Below are 17,059 nucleotides of genomic sequence, written 5' to 3' on the forward strand. Positions count from 1 at the left end.
TTGTGGACGAAGATCCCAGCTTCGAGGGCGAAATTGTGGTAACCGTCGACGGTCAGGTCGTAGACGTCCGCTGTCTCGTCAAGCGGCTCGACCGACACGACACGGTGGTTCACCAGATTGACCGCCTCCCGGAGGCGGGCGTAGTCGCCGTCGTAGAACGCCAGGAGTCGATCGAACCGGAGTCCCGTGCGTGCGGACGTCAGACGGTCGGCTTCGTACGCCGCAGCAAGCTCCGTATCCGGTAGCACCAGCAGCGGAGCGAGCCGCTTGAGCGCGGCCCGCCGCCTGCCCTCCTGTTGGCGACCGACCCGCTCGCTCTTCGGCACGTTGGCCACGTAGGCAGCCCGACCGGCCTGCGCCTGGGCAAGGTGACCGGTGTCCGGGTCTGCCAACCGCTGCTTCATCAAGCGTGAGTGACGGGCCCCGAATTCGGGGTTCTCCTCGTGCCACGCCCGCACCGCGTTGCGCTGGCGCTCCCGCTCGGCAGGATCACTGAACTGTTCGACGGTCTTTCGCGACCGCCAGGCACGCAGTTCGGAGTTGTCCCACTGCCGTACCGAACGCTCCCGCCAGGCGGAACGACGAGCAGGGTCCGCGAAATAGTTCCGGACGCGCTCCGCAGCGGCCTCACGGTGCTCGGGCTGTGACCAGTACTGGGCCTGCCGGTCCCGCATCCGGTCGGCGTAGGCGGCCTTTTCCTCGTCACTGAGCGCGTCGTACCAGTCCTGAAAGCCCTTGTTCAGCTTGGCTCGGAATTCGGGTGACTCGTTGAGCGCGAACAGCCGGGCGAGGCACGCCTCACGGAATGCGGGATCGCGCCACTGCGCGCTGAGCATGGCCGACTTGAACTCCCGGCCGCCGTTGGCAAACCACTCCCGCCAGCCCGCGTGGACGTGTTCGCCCATCATCGCGGCGTGCAGTGCCGAGTGGTCGGCCCAGGTCATCCGTCGGATGTTTCGCGGATCGTTGTTGCGCTTGTTGATGTCGATGTGGTGACGGACGTTGCCGCTGGTGGCGCTGTCGCGACCGTGACGAAGATTCCAGGCGTCCGCGAGGTAGTGGGTGTAGACCCACTCCTCCCGGTCGTTCATCCAGATCCGCTCGTACCCGTTCAGCTTGTGCCCCTCGGCCTTACTGGAAATGCTCCGGTACAGAGGCATCAGTGAGTCACCGGGGGTCAGGGCATCGGCCCGTCGGTAGGAACCGTCGCGCAGCCGGAAAAGGTGATCCGGAGTGCAACGCACCGACGCGCCGTTGTCGAGCTGCACCTGGACCAGCCGGGCAGCTCTCTTGGTGAGACGTGGCTCCACCAGCGGAGCAACCACCACGCGCCCCGCCTTGTTGGTGGTGTAGCCGAAATGGGTCACTCCCCGCTGCCAGTCCGCCGCCAGATCGGCAAAGGACCGAGCCTCGCCGGAGGCGAGCGCGACCATGGTGTCGCCGGTAAAACACCCCAGGGCGCTGTCCCCCTCCACGATGAACAGCTCGCTGCGGTCCACCCCGGTCGCGCGGCAGTCGACCAGTTTGGCGGGCATCGACGCGCCCTCCAGGGCGGTCTTGCGCCGGGCGGCGTCCTTCTGCTGCTTCTGGGTCAGCCGCACCCGGGCCGCGTCGACGATCTTCTGGAGCACCGTGCGCGCCTCGGCCTTGCTGCGCTTGTCCTCCAGCCACGCCTTGACGTGCTGCTCGACCAGGGTCTGGAGGACCTTGGTGATGCCGGCGGTGGAGAGCTCGTCCTTGGTCTGCGAGGTGAACTGCGGCTCGGGGATGCGGACGTGCAGCACCGCCGTCATCCCCTCCAGGACGTCGTCCAGGGTGGGCGGGTCCTCCTTGGGCTTGAGCAGCCCCCGGGTGTTGCGGACGGCATCGGCCAGGGCCCGGGTCAGCGCCCGCTCGAACCCCTTGCGGTGGGTGCCGCCGTGGGCGTTGCGGATGGTGTTGGTGAAGCACTCGACGGTGCGCTCGTAGCCGGTGCCCCACCGGAAGGCGATCTCCACCTCGGCCCGGCGCTGCACGTTGGACTGCATCACGCCGTTGGCGTCGGCGGCGTTCTCCCGGTAGCTCCCCTCGCCGGTGACCAGCAGGGTGCCGGAGACCGGGCGGTCGCCGGCCGGGGCCAGGAACTCCACCATGTCGGTGAGCCCGTTGGGGAAGTGGAAGCGCTCCTCGACCGGCTCCTCGGCGGTCTCGTCGCGCAGCCGGTAGTCGACCCCGGGGACCAGGAAGGCGGTGTTGCGCAGCTTCATCCGGACGGCCTCGACGTCGAGGCGGGCGCCGGTCTCGAAGTAGCGGGCGTCGTGCCAGTAGCGGATCGAGGTGCCGGTGCGCTGGCCGCGCTTCATCGACCCGACGACCTGGAGGCCGGGCCCGGCGGTGAACGGGGCGTCCGGGCCGTCACCGGCGAAGACCCCGGGCACCCCGTGCCGGAACGACATCGCGTGCACCTTGCCGCCGCGTCGGACGGTCACGTCGAACCGGCGGGACAGCGCGTTGACCGCGGAGGCGCCCACGCCGTGCAGGCCACCTGAGGTCTTGTAACCGGAGCCGCCGAACTTGCCACCGGCGTGCAGCCGGGTGAGCACCAGCTCGACCCCGGAGATGCCGGACTTGGCGTGCACGTCGGTGGGGATGCCCCGGCCGTCGTCGTCGACCTGCACCGAGCCGTCGGCGTGCAGGATCACCTCGACGGTACGGGCATGACCGGCGACACCCTCGTCGGTGGAGTTGTCGAGGATCTCGTTGACGAGGTGACCCACGCCACGACTGTCGGTGGAGCCGATGTACATGCCGGGACGCTTGCGGACGGCGTCCAGGCCCTCCAGGTGGGTGAGGTCGTCTGCCCCGTAGAGGGTCTCAGGCTGTGCGGTCAACTGGTCGTACTCCCCGGTCTCGGCGGTGTGGTGCCGCTCACCGTCTCGATCTCTCCACGCGCGGCGTGCCGCAGCGAGCGTAGCCGTACGCCCCGACAGCGGCGTGCAGCCCCACGTCGGACGGCGTCGCGCGTCTGCCGGGCACAACGCCGCCGACCGTCGGGGCCTTCCCCGGCCGGGTGGACGGGACCCGGAAACGACCATTTCCGTGATTCGACGATCATGTTAAGAGGCATTGACGCCCATCTCGCCAAGTGATCTGATCCGGCCCAGCAGGATCTTTCACATTTGCATGGACAGATGGGGGACGTCATGTCCAGGTTCCGTCGGAGCGCCCTCGCGGCGCTCCTCACCGTCGCCACGGCCGCCCTGCCGGTCGCCGTCGGCTCCGCCGCACCGGCCGCCGCCGCCCTGCCCACCGCCGCCGTCGCCCTCGGCGACAGCTTCATCAGTGGCGAGGGTGCCGGGGCGTACGCGCCGGTGACCGACCTCAACGGGGTGGCCCAGCCCTTCCCGGGCTGGTCGGCACCGAACAACAACGCCTACTTCTGCCACCGATCACCCAACGCCTCACTGTTCAAGGCGGACCTGCCGGGGATCACCGACCGGTTCAACCTGGCCTGCTCCGGCGGCCAGCCGTACGACATCGCCAACGCCTCGGCCAGCCGGACCAAGGGCCGGCAGGTCGCCGCCCAGCTCGACCAGTTGCGCGCGGTCGGGCAGACCCACGACATCGACCTGGTGCTGGTCGGCCTCGGCTCCAACAACAGCTCGTTCACGTTCGGCAGCGTCGCCGAGAAGTGCGCGAACCGGTTCATCGCCGACGCCTGGACCGGGTGGTGGGAGTTCTGGGCGTACCTGGGCGGACCGGTGGAGCAGGAGCCGTGCTCGGACGCCGACCTGGCCACCTCCGCCCAGGTCGCCGCCGCGACGGCGGAGACGACGGCGGCGGTCCGGCAGATCCTCACCACGCTGGACCAGATCGACGCCGACGGCCAGCACCGGATCGTCTTCCAGGACTACACCAACCCGCTGCCGCCGGAGCTGGCCTCGACCTACTGGGAGGAGGACAGCCGGGACGACACCCGGGACAAGTTCCGCGACCTGGGTGCCGAGCGGTACGCCGCCGGTTGCCCGATCCACCGGGCCAGCCTCGCCCCCGGCCAGCGTTTCTCGCAGGGCCTGGGCACCCTGGTCAGCTCGGTGCGCAGCACGCTGTCCGCCGAGTTCCCCTCCGCCGACCTGGTCTACCTCAACGTACAGCGGGCCTTTGACGGGGCTCGGCTGTGCGAGTCGGCGGGCAGCCCCGGCAACGCGCTGGCCACCCCGATCCGGCTCCAGGACGGCACCTCGGGAGTCTTCGTGACCAGCCTGTCCGGCTACGACAAGCTGGACATCCAGCGGATCGCGAACACCTGCGGGACGTACTTCCAGACCTGCCAGGAGTCCTGGCACCCGAGCGCGGCCGGGCACCAGGTGCTGGGTCGGTGCCTGACCGGCGCGGCGGCGACGGCGGCCCGTACGGTCGCCTGCGTCCGGTCGACGGACGGCACGGTCCAGGTCAGCTGAACCGGCGGCCGGTGGGAGCGGGCGGTCGAGCCGCTCCCACCGGCCACACCGCCCGCACCGCTCGGCTCGCCCCACCGACCGGGCCGCTCAGCTCGCCTCGCGCCGGCCGGGTGCGGGGGCACGGGGAGCGCGACGCGGGTTCAGGTCGCCGTCGGAGCGGGCGGGGCGAGGCTGAGCAGCAGGGCGGTCGGCGAGGCGTCGACCAGGTCGCCCAGCGGCACCTCGTCGAGGACGGCGAGGAAGGCCGCCTGGGCGCGGCGGAGCTGGACCCGCAGGCGGCAGCCGGCGCGCAGGGCGCAGCCGGACTCCTCGCAGGAGACCACCTCACCCTCCCCCTCGAAGGCGCGTACGACCCGGCCGACGGTGATCCGCTCGGCCCCCTCGGCGAAGGCCACCCCACCGGAGCGGCCCCGCACGGTGACCAGCACGCCCGCGCGCTGCAACCGTTGCACCACCTTGGCCACGTGGCTGCGGGGCAGGTCCAGCCGGTCGGCCAGCTCGTCGACGGTGGTCCGGGTCGACGCTGGGGCGGTGAGCATGGCGATCCGCAGGGCCATGTCGGTCGACCGGTTGAGCTTCACCGCCCGACCCTAACCAGGGCCGTCGGCGGCGGACAGGGGCGGACGGCCGGAACCGCCGCGTCCCCGGACCCGGGACCTTCGGCCCTTAAGAAGACTCTGAGATTCCTGTTTAAGTGTCCTCTGTAGCCGAACAGCAAGGAGGAGCCGTGCTCTCGGAGTCGTCAGCCGCCGTCGTCACCGCCACCCTGCCCGTGGTCCGGGCCCATGCCGACCAGATCACCGGCCGCTTCTACGCCCGGATGTTCACCGCCCACCCGGAACTGCTGAACCTGTTCAACCGGGGAAACCAGGCGACCGGACGTCAGCAGGCGGCCCTGGCCGCCTCCGTCGTCGCGTACGCCGGGCACCTCACCGGTGCCGACACGACGGGGTGGACGGCGATCCTGGACCGGATCGCGCACAAACACGCCTCGCTCGGCATCACCCCCGACCAGTACCCGCTGGTGGGTCGGCACCTGCTGGCCGCCGTCGGCGAGGTGCTCGGCGCGGCGGTCACCCCGCAGGTCGCCGCCGCCTGGGACGAGGTGTACTGGCTGATGGCCTGCGAACTCGTCGCCCGGGAGGCCCGCCTCTACACGGTCTCCGGGTTGGCCGGGGACGGCGCGGTGTGGCGCGACTGGCGGGTCGGCGGGGTGACCCCGGAAGCCACCGACGTCGTCTCGATCGCCCTCGTCCCGGCCGACGGCGGCCCGGTGCCGGGCTTCGTCCCCGGGCAGTACGTCTCGGTCGCGGTGGACCTCGGCGGCGGGCTCGGCCAGCAGATCCGTCAGTACAGCCTCTCCGGCCGCCCCGCCGACGACCACTGGCGGATCACCGTGAAACGGGTCCGGGGCACCGGGGACGCCCCGGACGGTCTGGTCTCCAGCTTCCTGCACGAACGCGTCGCCCCCGGCGACATCCTGCGACTGAGCCCACCCTTCGGTGAGGTCAGCGCGGTCGCCGGGGACGGGCCGCTGCTGCTGGTCAGCGCCGGGATCGGCCTCACCCCGGCGATGTCGGCCCTGGAGCACCTGGCGGCCACCGCACCGGACCGGCCGGTGGTGCTGGCCCACGCCGACCGGGACGCCGCCGCCCACGCCCACCGGGCCGACCTGCTCGCGCTGCACGCCCGGCTGCCCCGGCTGCGCCTGCGGCTCTGGTACGAGCAGGGCACCGCCGGGGACGACACCCCGCCGTTGGTCGCCGAGGTGTCCCCGGGCCTGATCGAGCCGGAACTGATCCCCCTCTCCCCGGACGCGCACGTGCACCTCTGCGGACCGCTGCCGTTCATGAACCAGGTCCGGGGCGACCTGCTGCGCCGGGGCGTACCGGCGGAGCGGATCGGCTACGAGGTGTTCGGCCCGGGGATGCTGCCCGAGCCGAGGTGAACGTTCCTCCCCACCACGGCCGTCCGGCGGACCGCGCCCCGCCCGACCACCGGCGCACGCAGGGCGGTCGGGCCGGTACGGAAAGTTGATGTTTATCGCCTCCGCGCTGGGCAACTGGTTCGGGCATGCAGGGCGGTGCGCGACGTCCGGGCATCGGCTCCTGACCGGCGGCCGGGTGCCCGCCGATCGCCCGGTGCGCGGGACCCGGTGACGACGACCGGGGCCCGGCGTGACCGGGGCCGCCTCGCCGGCGACCGGCCCACGGAGGAGGAAGCATGCGCATCGCGATGGTCTCGGGGCACGCCAGCCCGCTCGCCGCCACCGGACAGCACACCGGTGCGCAGCACCTGCACGTCGCCGAGCAGGCGGCGGCGCTGGCCGCCGAGGGCCACGAGGTGCGGGTCTACACCCGGCGGGACTCCCCCATCCCACCCGACACCGTGTCGACCGACACCGGGTACCAGGTGTGGCACGTGCCGGCCGGCCCCGCCCGGGAGGTGCCGACCGACGAACTCCTGCCGCACCTGGGCGAGTTCGGCCGCTGGTTGGCCGAGCACTGGCAGCACGGCGGCTGGCGGCCGGACGTGGCGCACGCCCACTTCTGGCTGAGCGGCCTGGCCACCCTGCACGCCGGACGCCGTACCAACACCCCGGTGGTGCTGACCTACCACGACCTGGGCAGCGCGCACCGACGCCGCTCGGCCGGCCGGGACCCCGGACCCCGGGGTCGGATCGGCTACGAACGCGCCCTCGGGCGGGCCGCCGACCGGGTCGTCGTCCAGTCGCACGACGAGTTGGGGGAACTGGTCCGCCTCGGGGTGCCCCGGTCGAAGCTGACCCTGGTGCCGGCCGGGGTGGACGAGACGGTGTTCGGGCCGGCGGGGTCGGTCGTTCCCCGCGACCCGGCCCGGCCCCGGCTGCTCACCGTCGGGTCGCTGCGCGAACGCAGCGGCTTCCAGGACGTCATCCGGGCGTTGCCCGCGGTGCCGGGGGCCGAGTGCGTGGTGGTCGGTGGGCCCCCCGCCGACCTGCTGTCGGCCGACCCGGTCGCCCGCCGGTTGACCGCGCTCGCCGAGTCCTGCGGGGTCGCCGACCGGGTCCGACTGGTCGGGTCGGTGCCCCGCGACGAGTTGGCCGCCTGGTACCGCTCCGCCGACCTGCTGGTCGCCGCCCCCTGGTACGAGCCGTTCGGTCGTACCCCGTTGGAGGCGATGGCGTGCGGCGTGCCCGTGGTCGGCACGGAGGTCGGGGGGATCGCGGAGAGCGTCGTCGACGGGTTGACCGGGGACCTGGTGCCGCCGCGCGACCCCCGGGCGCTGGGCGGCACGATCCGCCGGCTGCTCGCCGACCGGGTACGCCGCTTCGCGTACGCCACGGCGGCCCTGGACCGGATCCGCGTCCGCTACTCCTTCCGGCACTGGGCGGAGCAGCTCACCGCCGTCTACGCCTCGGTCAGCGGGGTCGGTCAGGTCGCCACGGCAGCCGCCTGACCGCCTCCGGTCCGACCACCCCCGGGGGCGCCGGGAGCGGTCGGGGCGGAGCACCGACCCGTTATTACCGGCCGGTAGGATGGGTCGGTGAGCGGGGACGTGGCATACACGCAGGAGTTCGTCGACGTCGACGGGGCACGGATCGGCATCCAGGTCTACCCGGAGCCCCTGGGGGCGCCCGGCGGCCCAGCGGTGGTGATCTGGCCGGCGATGGGGGTCCGGGCCCGGTACTACCGCCCGTTCGCCACCGCGCTGCACGACGCCGGCCTGGCCGTGACCGTCGCCGACCTGCGCGGCACCGGCGTCAGCACGCCCCCGCCGTCCCGGGCCTGCCGGTACGGCTACCGCGAGCTGGCCACCGACGTCGGCGCGGTCCTCGACGCGCTGAAGCCCCGGCTGGACGGCCGTCCCACGCTGCTGCTCGGGCACTCCCTCGGCGGGCAGGCCGCCCTGCTGCACCTGGCACTGCACGGCACGGGCCGGGTCGACGGGCTCGCCCTGCTCGCCGTCGGTGTCCCGTACTGGCGCAGCTATCCGGGTCTGCGGCGCTACGGCGTGCTGCCGTACTCCCAGGGGATCTCGGCGGTGGCCGGGGCCCTCGGGGTCTGGCCGGGCTGGGGGTTCGGTGGCCGGCAGGCGCGGGGGGTGATCCGGGACTGGGCACGCACCGCCCGGACCGGCCACTTCCCCACCCTCGACGGGGTGGACGGCGAGGCGGCCGTGGGCCGGTTGTCCCTGCCGGTGCTGGCGGTCAGCGTGGACGACGACCAGTACACCCCGCACCCGGTCGTCGACCACCTCTGCGCCAAGCTCACCGCCGCACCGGTCACCCGGCACCGGTACACGGTGGCCGAGGCGGGGGCTGCGCTGGACCACTTCCGCTGGGTGCGGGCCGGGTTGCCGCTGACCCGGCGGGTCGCCGACTTCGCCGCCGGGCTGCCGCGCCGCTGATCCCCCGCCGGGCCGCGAGCCGGGCGCGTAGCCGCCGCCGGGGCGGGTATGCCGCTGCGCCAGCACACGGTGGAGGGGGATCAGATGTCTGAACGACACACCGCACTACGCTCGATGCACGACCTGGGCCTGGCGGCCTGGTTCGGTGGCTCCCTGATGGGAGCGCTGGGCGTCAACGGAGCGGCGGCACGGATCAGCGACTCGACCCAACGGCTCCCGGTGGCCTCGGCCGGCTGGTCGCGGTGGACCCCGGTCAACGCGGCGGCGATCGGCGCGCACCTGGCCGGCGCGGTGGGCGAACTGGCCACCGAGAGCCCCCGGATGATGGCCCAGTCCGGGGTGGGGCGGATGAGCGCGGTGAAGACGGCGCTGACCGTCAGCGCGCTCGCGGTGACCGGCTACAGCCGGTTGATCGGGATGAAGTTGCAGAACGCCGGCAATCCACCGGTCTCGGGGACCACCGAGCCCAACTACCAGACACCCGCCGAGGTGGCGCACCGGCAGCGGCAGATGAAGGTCCTCCAGTGGACCATTCCGGCGTTGACCGGGGCACTGGTGGTGGTCACCGCGTACATGGGTGAGCAGCAGAAGCCCGGCCAGGTGTTCCGGGGGATGCTCGGTCGCGCCGGTGGGCTGATGGGCGCCCCGATGACGATGGGCCGGTTGGCCGCGACGGGGGCCCGCCGCCGGATGGCGATGGCCAGCTGAGCGTCGGGCCGGGACCGGCCGGTGCGGGGCCCGCCGTCGACAGCACGACGGCGGGCCCCGCACCGGCGGGTCGGCGACCCGACCCGCCCGCCGAACGTGCCGGCCCGGTCGCCCGGCCTGACGGCACGTCGCGTGGTGGACGGCCCGGGACACACCCGAGGGTCGGTGACCGGGGTCAGTGGCCGGCGACGGCCGTCGTGGGGGTCACCCCGAGCAGCTCCGCCAGCCGGGCGGCGTCCCGCTGGGCCTGCCCCGCGCAGCAGTTGTTGAACAGCACGTGCAGCTCCCCGGACCGGGCGGCCAGGTCGGTGAGCAGGTCGGCCCAGCGACGTAGTTCGTCGTCGGCGTAGGCGTACCGGAACCGGTCCTCCTTGCTGCCGTGCGCCCAGTGCGCGCTGTGGCCGTGCATCCGGACCAGCACCGGCTCGGCCGTACCCACCATGATCGGCGGCACCGAGGAGGGGTGCCCCTGCGGCATGTCGACGCAGACCAGGCTGAGGTCGTGGTCACGCAGGAAGGTCACCGTCTCGGCCGCCGCGAGGCCGTCGAACCAGGACCCGTGACGCAGCTCCACCGCGACCCGCCACGGCCGGCACCGGTCGGCCAGCTCGACGATCCGCCGCCGGGCACCCTCCCCCCGCAGCAGCCACGGCGGGAACTGCAACAGCACCGCGCCGAGCCGGTCGGCCGCCGCGAGCGGCTCCAGCGCCGCCCGGAACCGGTCCCACAACGCGTCGTACGTCGCCTCGGGCAGGTCCCGGCGGCGGACCCGGGACGGCCCGGTGGCCGGTCGCAGGTCCCTCGGTAGCACCTGCACCGGGGTCGGGTGTCCGGTGAAGAGGCTGAACGCCTTGACGTCGAAGGTGAAACCGGGTGGTGTGGCCGCCGCCCAGCCGCTGGTGGTCTCCGGCACCGGGACGGCGTAGTACGAGGTGTCCACCTCGACCAGTCCGAACTGCCCGGCGTACCAGCCCAGCCGCTGTGCCGGGGTACGCGCCGCCCGGGGATACCAGCCGGAGCGCAGCAGCGTCTGATCCGCCCAGGACGAGGTGCCCACCCTGATCGTTCCCATGTGGTCCAGTGGACCGCCCGCCGACCGGATCGGCAACCGCTGGGTTCCGCCGCGTGGCCGCCCGTCGACCGCCCGGTGGTGGTGACGCCGCGGGATGGCGGGCCGGAAAGTTGTCGGAGGGTGGCCCTAGGGTCACCTCGACGACATCGACCACGGAGGGTGACGGGGATGACCACTTCGGAGCGGGTGCTCACCGGTGAACGGGCCGACCTGTTGCAGGCTGTCGGCATGCACCGCGGCTTCCTGCGGCACACCGTGCGCGGGCTGACCGACGCGCAGGCGGCGACCCGCAGCACCGCCAGCGAGTTGTGCCTGGGCGGCCTGATCAAGCACGTGACCATGGTGGAGGACCGGTGGGCACGGTTCATGGTCGGCGGGGCCGAGGCGATGGAGAGCGAGCCGGTCGACTGGGTCGGCATGTTCCAGATGACCGACGACGACACCCTGGTCGATCTGCTCGCCCGGTACGCCGAGACGGCGGCCCGCACCGACGAGCTGATCACCACCCTCGACCTGGACGCGAGCCATCCACTGCCGGTGGCGCCCTGGTTCGAGCCGGGTGCCGCCTGGTCGGTGCGGCGCACCCTGCTGCACGTGATCGGGGAGACCGCCCAGCACGCCGGGCACGCCGACATCATCCGGGAGTCGATCGACGGCGCCAAGACGATGGGCTGAGCCTGGCGCGGCGGGCCCGTCGTCGCCGTCCGGTGCCGTGTGACGGGGGCCACCTGCGCCCCGCTCGATGTGACGCCCCGCACCGGGGTGGCGCTGAGCGACACGAGATGACCGGACACCGCCTCGATCAGGAAACCGCTGAGCGGCTGCTCAGCGGGCCGGGCGATGGGCCGGTGCCGGGCCCCGCGCCGCTCGTGGCGCTGCTGATCGCGATCCGCGCCGCTGCGAACCCGGCTGAGCTGCGCGGGGAGCCGGCGGCGATGTCCGCTTACCGGGCCGCCCGGGCCGGCATGTCGCGGTCGGCACCGCCCGGCGGCCCCACCTCCGCAGACCCGTCCGACCAGCAGAGCGGGTAGTCAACCGCCTGGTTGGCGGGGACGACCCGCCAATGAGGCGGACAAAGCGAGTAGTCAGCCGCGCGGTCGGCGGGACGACCAGCCAGCCAGCGGACAACCGGCAGCCGAACGCGACAACCGGGCAACCGGCCGGGACGACCTCGCAACCTGGCAGCTGGCTGGATCAACCGGGCAACCTGGCAGCCGGCCGGACCAATCGGGCAACCTGGCAGCCGGCCGGACAACCGGGCAGGACTGGGACGACCGGGCAGACGGCCCGGTGGCACCGCTGGCGACCAGGGACGGGGCACGGCCGCCAGCGGTGCCACCGGCTGGTAGCTTGCGCCGATGAATCTGCGGCGTCGACGCCTGGCGGTGGCCTTCCGGCTGGCGATCGTGATCAGTGTGCTCGCCGGGATCGTGCTCACCGCCCTCGGCCCCGCCACCGTCACCGGTCTGCTGCCGTACTTCACCATCCAGAGCAACCTGGCGGTCGGGCTCTTCGCCGGGTACGCCGCCTGGCGGGCCGGGCAGTCCCGACCCGAACCGCCCTCCGCGCTCAAGGGCGCGGTGACCCTCTACATCACCATCACCGGCGTGGTCTACCACCTGGTGCTGGCCAACCCGGCCAGCCCGTTCGCGATGGCCCAGCCGGACCGGGGACCCGCCGAGGCGGTGGGCAACCAGTTCCTGCACACCGTCGTGCCGTTGCTCGCCCTCGCCGACTGGACGCTGTTCGACGAGCGTGGCCGGCTGCGCCTGCGGTACGCCGCCTGGTGGCTGACCTTCCCGCTGGCGTACCTGGGTTTCGCCCTGGTACGCGGGCTGATCGTGCACCGCTACCCGTACCCGTTCGTCGACGCCGGACAACTCGGCTACGCCGGTGTCACGGTCAGCGCGGTCTTCTTCGCCGTCGCCTTCTGGCTGCTCGGCCTGCTCTTCGTCGGCGTCGACCGGGCCCTGGCCCGGTGGGGCGCGACCTCGACACCCGACCGGGACGCCCTGACACCCGACCGGGACGCCCCGGCACCCGACCCGGACACCCCGACACCCGACCGGGACGCCCCGGCGGAACCGACACCACCGCCACCGGTCGGGCGGTCAGCGTAGCCGGGGGCGACGGCCCCGTGGGGCCTCCTCGTCGTGGTGGTAACGGCGCGGGCCGGCCCGGATCAGGGAGTTGTCCGACGGCCACACGGCACCCAGATGCGCCCCACCGGGTGAGGTCGGCGCACCCGGAGCGGGTGGGACCGGCTCAGGGGCGGAGCAGACCCCGCAGGTAGGCGGCCTGGCCGACGTGCTGGAGAGCATCGGCGACGATGCTGACCAGCCGGACCCCGAGGGTCACCGGCGGGTCCCAGCTCTCGTCGACCACCCGGTCCAGGTCCGTCGGGCGCAGGCCGGCCAGGAACGTGCGGGTCCGCTCCGCCACCGCCCGGTGGTAGTCGACGAGCACCTGGGCGCTTTCCGGTCGGACCGCCGCGACCTGCTCCGCGGTGTGGCCGTAGCCGATGTCGGCGGGGTCGGCGGGAAGTCCGAACCGGGCCGCCCGGTCACCGGCGACCCAGAGTTGGTCGACGCCCAGCAGCTCGGCGATCTGCTGGTCCTGGATCCGGGTGAGGTGCCAGACCAGCCAGCCGACCGGGTTGGCCCCGGGGCGGGGAGCCCGGCGCAGCTCGTCGGGGCCGAGCCCGTCCACGGCGGCGTCCACCAGGTCGGGCAGTTGGTCGTAGGTCTCGGTCAGCAGGTCGTCGACGTTCACCGGTGCCTCCTCCGCGCTGGGCGTACACCCGACCCGGATACCGCTGACGGACCCCGACAAACCGCCTCGGCGGGCCCGTGTGGGCGCGGGGGCGGCTCAGGCGGGGCGTTCGGGCCGGGTGATGGCCCAACTGCGGCCGTCCGGGTCGCGTAGCAGCACCTCACGGGGGGTGCCGTTGGCGGCACTGACCTGCGCGCCGACCGCGACGGCGCGGCGCAGCACGGCATCGGGGTCGGTGGACTCCACGGTCAGCACCGGCAGCCGGGGGGTCGTCGCGGGCACGTCGGCCCACTCGCTGACGGTGAACCGGTGACCGGCCACGACGAGGTCGGCGGTGAGCACCCGCCCGTCGGCGAGGCACTCCCGTGGGTGCGGGACCGCGCCGAAGACGTGGGCGTAGAACGCGATGGCGTCGGACGCGTCGGTGACCATGAGGTACGGCGCGGCTGGTGGGTGCTCGGAAGTCATGACGTCGGTGCCGCCTTCCCCGTCGACCGGCGACGGATCCGTCTGGATCGACCGTAGGTGGCGCGGCTGGCGCACCGGCACCCTTAACCGACCCCTGAACCGTGCCGGCCGCCGGTGGTGCCCGGCGGCGGGGTCGACGCGCCGACACCCCGGCGGTCGGGGGTGGTGACGGGCCGGCCGCCGCACTAGCGTCGGCGGCACGGGGCCGCACCGCGCCCTGCCGAACTGCCGGAGAGGGCGGGACCGTGTCGCTGCTGGCCGCGATGTCATCGTCGATGGACGACCACCCGGACCTGGTGCGGGTGGATGACCGGGTGCTGTCCCGGTCCCGGTTGCAGGGGCTGGCCACCGCGGTCGCCGACGACCTGCGCGGCCTGGACCGGGTGGCGGTCGAGGCCACCCCGACGATGGAGACCGTGGTGGGGGTGGTGGGCGCGCTGCGGGCCGGTGCGGCGGTGGTGCCCGTGCCGCCGGACGCGGGACCCCGGGAGCGGGAGCACATCCTGCGCGATTCGGCGGCCCAGGCCCTGCTCGCGCCGGTGGGCGCGGCGGTCGACGGTTCCCCGGGGGCCGGTGCCGGGTTGCCGGTCGTCCCGGTCGACCTGCGCCGGGAGTCGGCGGGTACGCATCCGGAGCCCGCCCCGGAGCGGACCGCCCTGATCCTCTACACCAGCGGGACGACCGGTGCGCCGAAGGGCGCGCTGCTCTCCCGGGCCGCCATCGCCACCTGCCTGGACGGGCTGGCCGACGCCTGGGCGTGGACGCCGGACGACCTGCTGGTGCACGGGCTGCCGCTGTTCCACGTGCACGGGCTGGTACTCGGGGTGCTCGGGCCGTTGCGGATCGGCGGCCGGTTGCACCACGTCGGCCGGCCACGCCCCGAGCGGTACGCGGCGGCCGGTGGGACGCTGTGTTTCGGCGTACCGACGATCTGGGGGCGGATCGCCGCGGCACCGGCCGCCGCGCGGGCGTTGCGCCGCGCGCGGCTGCTGGTGTCGGGCAGCGCGGCGCTACCCACGGCGGTCTTCGACGGCCTCGCCGGGTTGACCGGGCACCGGGTCGTCGAGCGGTACGGCATGACGGAGACCCTGATCACGGTGAGCGCCCGGGCCGACGGGCCGCGCCGGCCGGGTGCGGTCGGGGTGCCGCTGCCCGGGGTACGCACCCGGATCGTCGACGAGCAGGGCCACGACCTGCCGAGCGACGGTACGGCGATGGGTGAGCTGCTGGTCGCCGGCCCGACCCTGTTCGACGGCTACCTGAACCGGCCGGACGCCGACGCGGCGAGCCGTACCGCCGACGGCTGGTTCCGCACCGGTGACGTCGCCACCGTCGGCCCCGACGGCTGGCACCGCATCGTCGGGCGGGCGAGCACCGACCTGATCAAGAGCGGCGGGTACCGGATCGGGGCGGGTGAGGTGGAGGAGGCGCTGCTGGCCCACCCGGGGGTACGCGAGGCTGCGGTGGTGGGCCTGCCGCACCCGGATCTGGGGCAGCAGGTCACCGCGTACGTGGTCGGCGACGGGGTGACCGGGCCGGAGCTGGTGGACTTCGTCGCCCGGCAACTGTCGGTGCACAAGCGGCCCCGGGAGGTCCGGCTGGTCGACGCCCTGCCCCGCAACGCGCTGGGCAAGGTGCAGAAGAAGCGCCTGCTGGACGGCTGAGGCGTCAGACCTGGATGGGTGCCGGCAGCACCCGCCGCAGCCACGAGTCGGGGCGGGGGCGGGGGCGCCACTCCCGGGGGTAGCCGACGGAGACCTCCTCGAACCGCACCCCGTCGTGCCAGGTCACCCGAGGGATGTGCAGGTGTCCGTAGATCACCGTCCGGGCGTGGAACCGGCGGTGCCAGTCGGCGGTGAGTTCGGTGCCGCACCACTGGGCGAACTCGGGGTAGCGCAGGATGTCGGTGGGCATCCGGACCAGCGGGTAGTGGTTGACCAGGACCTTCGGTACGGTCGGGTCGCAGCCGGCGAGCCGGGTCTCGGTCAGCGCCACCCGGGCCCGGCACCAGGCGTCCCGGCTCGGGTGCGGATCGGGGTGCAGGAACACCTCGTCGGCGCAGACCACCCCGGCGGCGTGGGCGCGGGCCAGCGCCTGTTCCTTACTGGTGACGCCCGGTTCGCGGAACGAGTAGTCGTAACCGACGAACAGCGGTGCCACCAGCAGCGGGCCGTCGGCTCCGGTCCACATCGGGTACTCGTCCTCCGGGGTGCTCACGCCCAGGCTCCGGCAGTGCCGCACGATGGCCTGGTAGCGCTCCTCCCCGCGCAGCCGGACGGGGTCCTGGGAGTGGGTCCACAGCTCGTGGTTTCCGGGGGCCCAGATGACCTTGCCGAACCGTTCGCTGAGCAGCGTCAGCGCCCAGGTGACGTCGGCGAAGAGTTCGGCGACGTCACCGGCGACGATCAGCCAGTCGCCGGCCGCGCGGGGCCAGAGGCTCTCCACGATCTTCCGGTTCTCCGGGTACGCCACGTGCAGGTCACTGACGGCGTAGATGCCGGCGTTCATCGGTGTGGTCCCCTCGTTCATCCAGTGCTGCGGGTGCGCGGCTCGACGCCGCTGCCGGCTCGGTGCGGTACGGCGTCGGGTCGGCCTCGGCGGGTGGCGGCCGGTGAGGTTCCGGCCCGTGGTCGCGCAGCTATGCCGCCGGGATCGTCCAGGTGTCGCCGGTGTGGAGGAGGTTGGTGAGTTGTTGTTCGGGGGTGTCGGTGGTGGTGTTTTTGGCGGTGGTGATTTGGTGTTGGACGAGGGTGTCGTAGGAGGGGCGGTTGATTTGGCGGAGGACGCCGATGGGGGTGTTGCGGTGGTTGTGTTCGGGGAGGCGGGTGAGGGCGAAGGCGTAGGCGGGGTCGGTGATGGTGGTGTCGTGGATGACGATGTTTTCGGGTGGGGTGGTGGCGGTGTCGCGGATTTCGAGGCCGAATCCGTGGGGTGGGTGGACGACGCAGTGTTGTCGGTCGCGGCCGAAGGTGATGGGTTGGCCGTGTTCGAGGGGGATGAGGTGGTCGTCGCGGGTGTCGGGTTGTTTGAGTTGGTCGAAGGCGCCGTCGTTGAAGATGTTGCAGTTTTGGTAGATCTCGACGAAGGCGGCGCCGTGGTGTTGGGCGGCGGCGCGGAGGACGGTTTGGAGGTGTTTGCGGTCGGAGTCGATGGTGCGGGCGACGAAGGTGGCTTCGGCTCCGAGGGCGAGGGAGAGGGGGTTGAAGGGGGC

The 17,059-nt window shown here is 73.1% G+C and carries 14 protein-coding genes and 3 pseudogenes; 9 read left to right on the forward strand and 8 right to left on the reverse strand.

Annotation, left to right across the window (positions count from 1 at the left end; all coding sequences use genetic code 11):
* Positions 1 to 5 precede the first annotated feature (5 nt).
* A pseudogene (locus AB0K25_RS17630) lies at positions 6 to 1,475 on the reverse strand (DNA topoisomerase); the annotation flags it as partial.
* Positions 1,452 to 2,969: pseudogene (locus tag AB0K25_RS17635) on the reverse strand (ATP-binding protein); the annotation flags it as partial. The pseudogenes AB0K25_RS17635 and AB0K25_RS17630, both read right to left, overlap by 24 nt.
* A 213-nt stretch (positions 2,970 to 3,182) precedes the next feature.
* Between AB0K25_RS17635 and AB0K25_RS17640 the strand changes: the two are divergent.
* Complete coding sequence (locus tag AB0K25_RS17640; RefSeq protein ID WP_219469200.1) at positions 3,183 to 4,439, forward strand: hypothetical protein; 1,257 nt, start codon at positions 3,183 to 3,185, stop codon at positions 4,437 to 4,439.
* A gap of 140 nt (positions 4,440 to 4,579) precedes the next feature.
* On the opposite strand, the gene AB0K25_RS17645 is transcribed toward AB0K25_RS17640, so the two are convergent.
* Positions 4,580 to 5,020 carry an Rrf2 family transcriptional regulator gene (locus tag AB0K25_RS17645; protein WP_219469197.1) on the reverse strand — a complete coding sequence of 147 codons (441 nt, stop codon included), beginning with the start codon at positions 5,018 to 5,020 and terminating at the stop codon, positions 4,580 to 4,582.
* 113 nt (positions 5,021 to 5,133) lie between these two features.
* Here AB0K25_RS17645 and AB0K25_RS17650 point away from each other — a divergent pair, with 113 nt between their 5' ends.
* From AB0K25_RS17650 to AB0K25_RS17665, 4 genes are all read left to right on the forward strand, one after another.
* On the forward strand, positions 5,134 to 6,387 hold the full coding sequence (locus tag AB0K25_RS17650) for a globin domain-containing protein (RefSeq protein ID WP_357536089.1): 1,254 nt from the start codon (positions 5,134 to 5,136) through the stop codon (positions 6,385 to 6,387).
* A gap of 275 nt (positions 6,388 to 6,662) precedes the next feature.
* Positions 6,663 to 7,877 carry a glycosyltransferase gene (locus AB0K25_RS17655; RefSeq protein ID WP_357536091.1) on the forward strand — a complete coding sequence of 405 codons (1,215 nt, stop codon included), beginning with the start codon at positions 6,663 to 6,665 and terminating at the stop codon, positions 7,875 to 7,877.
* A gap of 87 nt (positions 7,878 to 7,964) precedes the next feature.
* Positions 7,965 to 8,828: an alpha/beta fold hydrolase gene (locus tag AB0K25_RS17660; protein WP_363821164.1), complete on the forward strand. Its 864-nt coding sequence runs from the start codon at positions 7,965 to 7,967 to the stop codon at positions 8,826 to 8,828.
* 84 nt (positions 8,829 to 8,912) lie between these two features.
* A complete protein-coding gene (locus AB0K25_RS17665) occupies positions 8,913 to 9,536 on the forward strand; it encodes a hypothetical protein (protein WP_208569061.1) in 624 nt (207 codons plus the stop codon).
* A 175-nt stretch (positions 9,537 to 9,711) separates the two neighbouring features.
* On the opposite strand, the gene AB0K25_RS17670 is transcribed toward AB0K25_RS17665, so the two are convergent.
* Positions 9,712 to 10,608: a DUF72 domain-containing protein gene (locus AB0K25_RS17670; RefSeq protein ID WP_219469180.1), complete on the reverse strand. Its 897-nt coding sequence runs from the start codon at positions 10,606 to 10,608 to the stop codon at positions 9,712 to 9,714.
* A 168-nt stretch (positions 10,609 to 10,776) separates the two neighbouring features.
* Here AB0K25_RS17670 and AB0K25_RS17675 point away from each other — a divergent pair, with 168 nt between their 5' ends.
* From AB0K25_RS17675 to AB0K25_RS17685, 3 genes are all read left to right on the forward strand, one after another.
* Positions 10,777 to 11,283 carry a DinB family protein gene (locus tag AB0K25_RS17675; RefSeq protein ID WP_219469176.1) on the forward strand — a complete coding sequence of 169 codons (507 nt, stop codon included), beginning with the start codon at positions 10,777 to 10,779 and terminating at the stop codon, positions 11,281 to 11,283.
* A 107-nt stretch (positions 11,284 to 11,390) separates the two neighbouring features.
* Entirely contained in the window at positions 11,391 to 11,639 is a 249-nt protein-coding gene (locus tag AB0K25_RS17680; protein WP_363821168.1) for a hypothetical protein, read from the forward strand.
* Between the two features lie 327 nt (positions 11,640 to 11,966).
* A complete protein-coding gene (locus AB0K25_RS17685; protein ID WP_363821171.1) occupies positions 11,967 to 12,728 on the forward strand; it encodes a Pr6Pr family membrane protein in 762 nt (253 codons plus the stop codon).
* A gap of 145 nt (positions 12,729 to 12,873) precedes the next feature.
* Here the strand turns inward: AB0K25_RS17685 and AB0K25_RS17690 are convergent, their stop codons facing one another.
* Together AB0K25_RS17690 and AB0K25_RS17695 are read right to left on the reverse strand one after the other, a co-directional pair.
* Positions 12,874 to 13,380: a DUF664 domain-containing protein gene (locus AB0K25_RS17690; RefSeq protein WP_219469169.1), complete on the reverse strand. Its 507-nt coding sequence runs from the start codon at positions 13,378 to 13,380 to the stop codon at positions 12,874 to 12,876.
* A 96-nt stretch (positions 13,381 to 13,476) separates the two neighbouring features.
* Positions 13,477 to 13,848, reverse strand: coding sequence for a VOC family protein (locus AB0K25_RS17695; RefSeq protein WP_363821174.1), 372 nt, complete (start codon positions 13,846 to 13,848; stop codon positions 13,477 to 13,479).
* 245 nt (positions 13,849 to 14,093) lie between these two features.
* Here AB0K25_RS17695 and AB0K25_RS17700 point away from each other — a divergent pair, with 245 nt between their 5' ends.
* The gene (locus tag AB0K25_RS17700) at positions 14,094 to 15,512 is read left to right on the forward strand and encodes an acyl-CoA synthetase (RefSeq protein WP_357536105.1); all 1,419 of its coding nucleotides are present in this window, start codon (positions 14,094 to 14,096) and stop codon (positions 15,510 to 15,512) included.
* A gap of 4 nt (positions 15,513 to 15,516) precedes the next feature.
* On the opposite strand, the gene AB0K25_RS17705 is transcribed toward AB0K25_RS17700, so the two are convergent.
* Together AB0K25_RS17705 and AB0K25_RS17710 are read right to left on the reverse strand one after the other, a co-directional pair.
* Entirely contained in the window at positions 15,517 to 16,356 is an 840-nt protein-coding gene (locus tag AB0K25_RS17705) for a metallophosphoesterase (protein WP_219469160.1), read from the reverse strand.
* A gap of 130 nt (positions 16,357 to 16,486) precedes the next feature.
* A pseudogene (locus AB0K25_RS17710) lies at positions 16,487 to 17,059 on the reverse strand (2-oxoacid:ferredoxin oxidoreductase subunit beta); the annotation flags it as partial.

It is taken from the genome of Micromonospora sp. NPDC049257 (assembly GCF_040678915.1).
Taxonomy (GTDB): Bacteria; Actinomycetota; Actinomycetes; order Mycobacteriales; family Micromonosporaceae; genus Micromonospora; species Micromonospora antibiotica.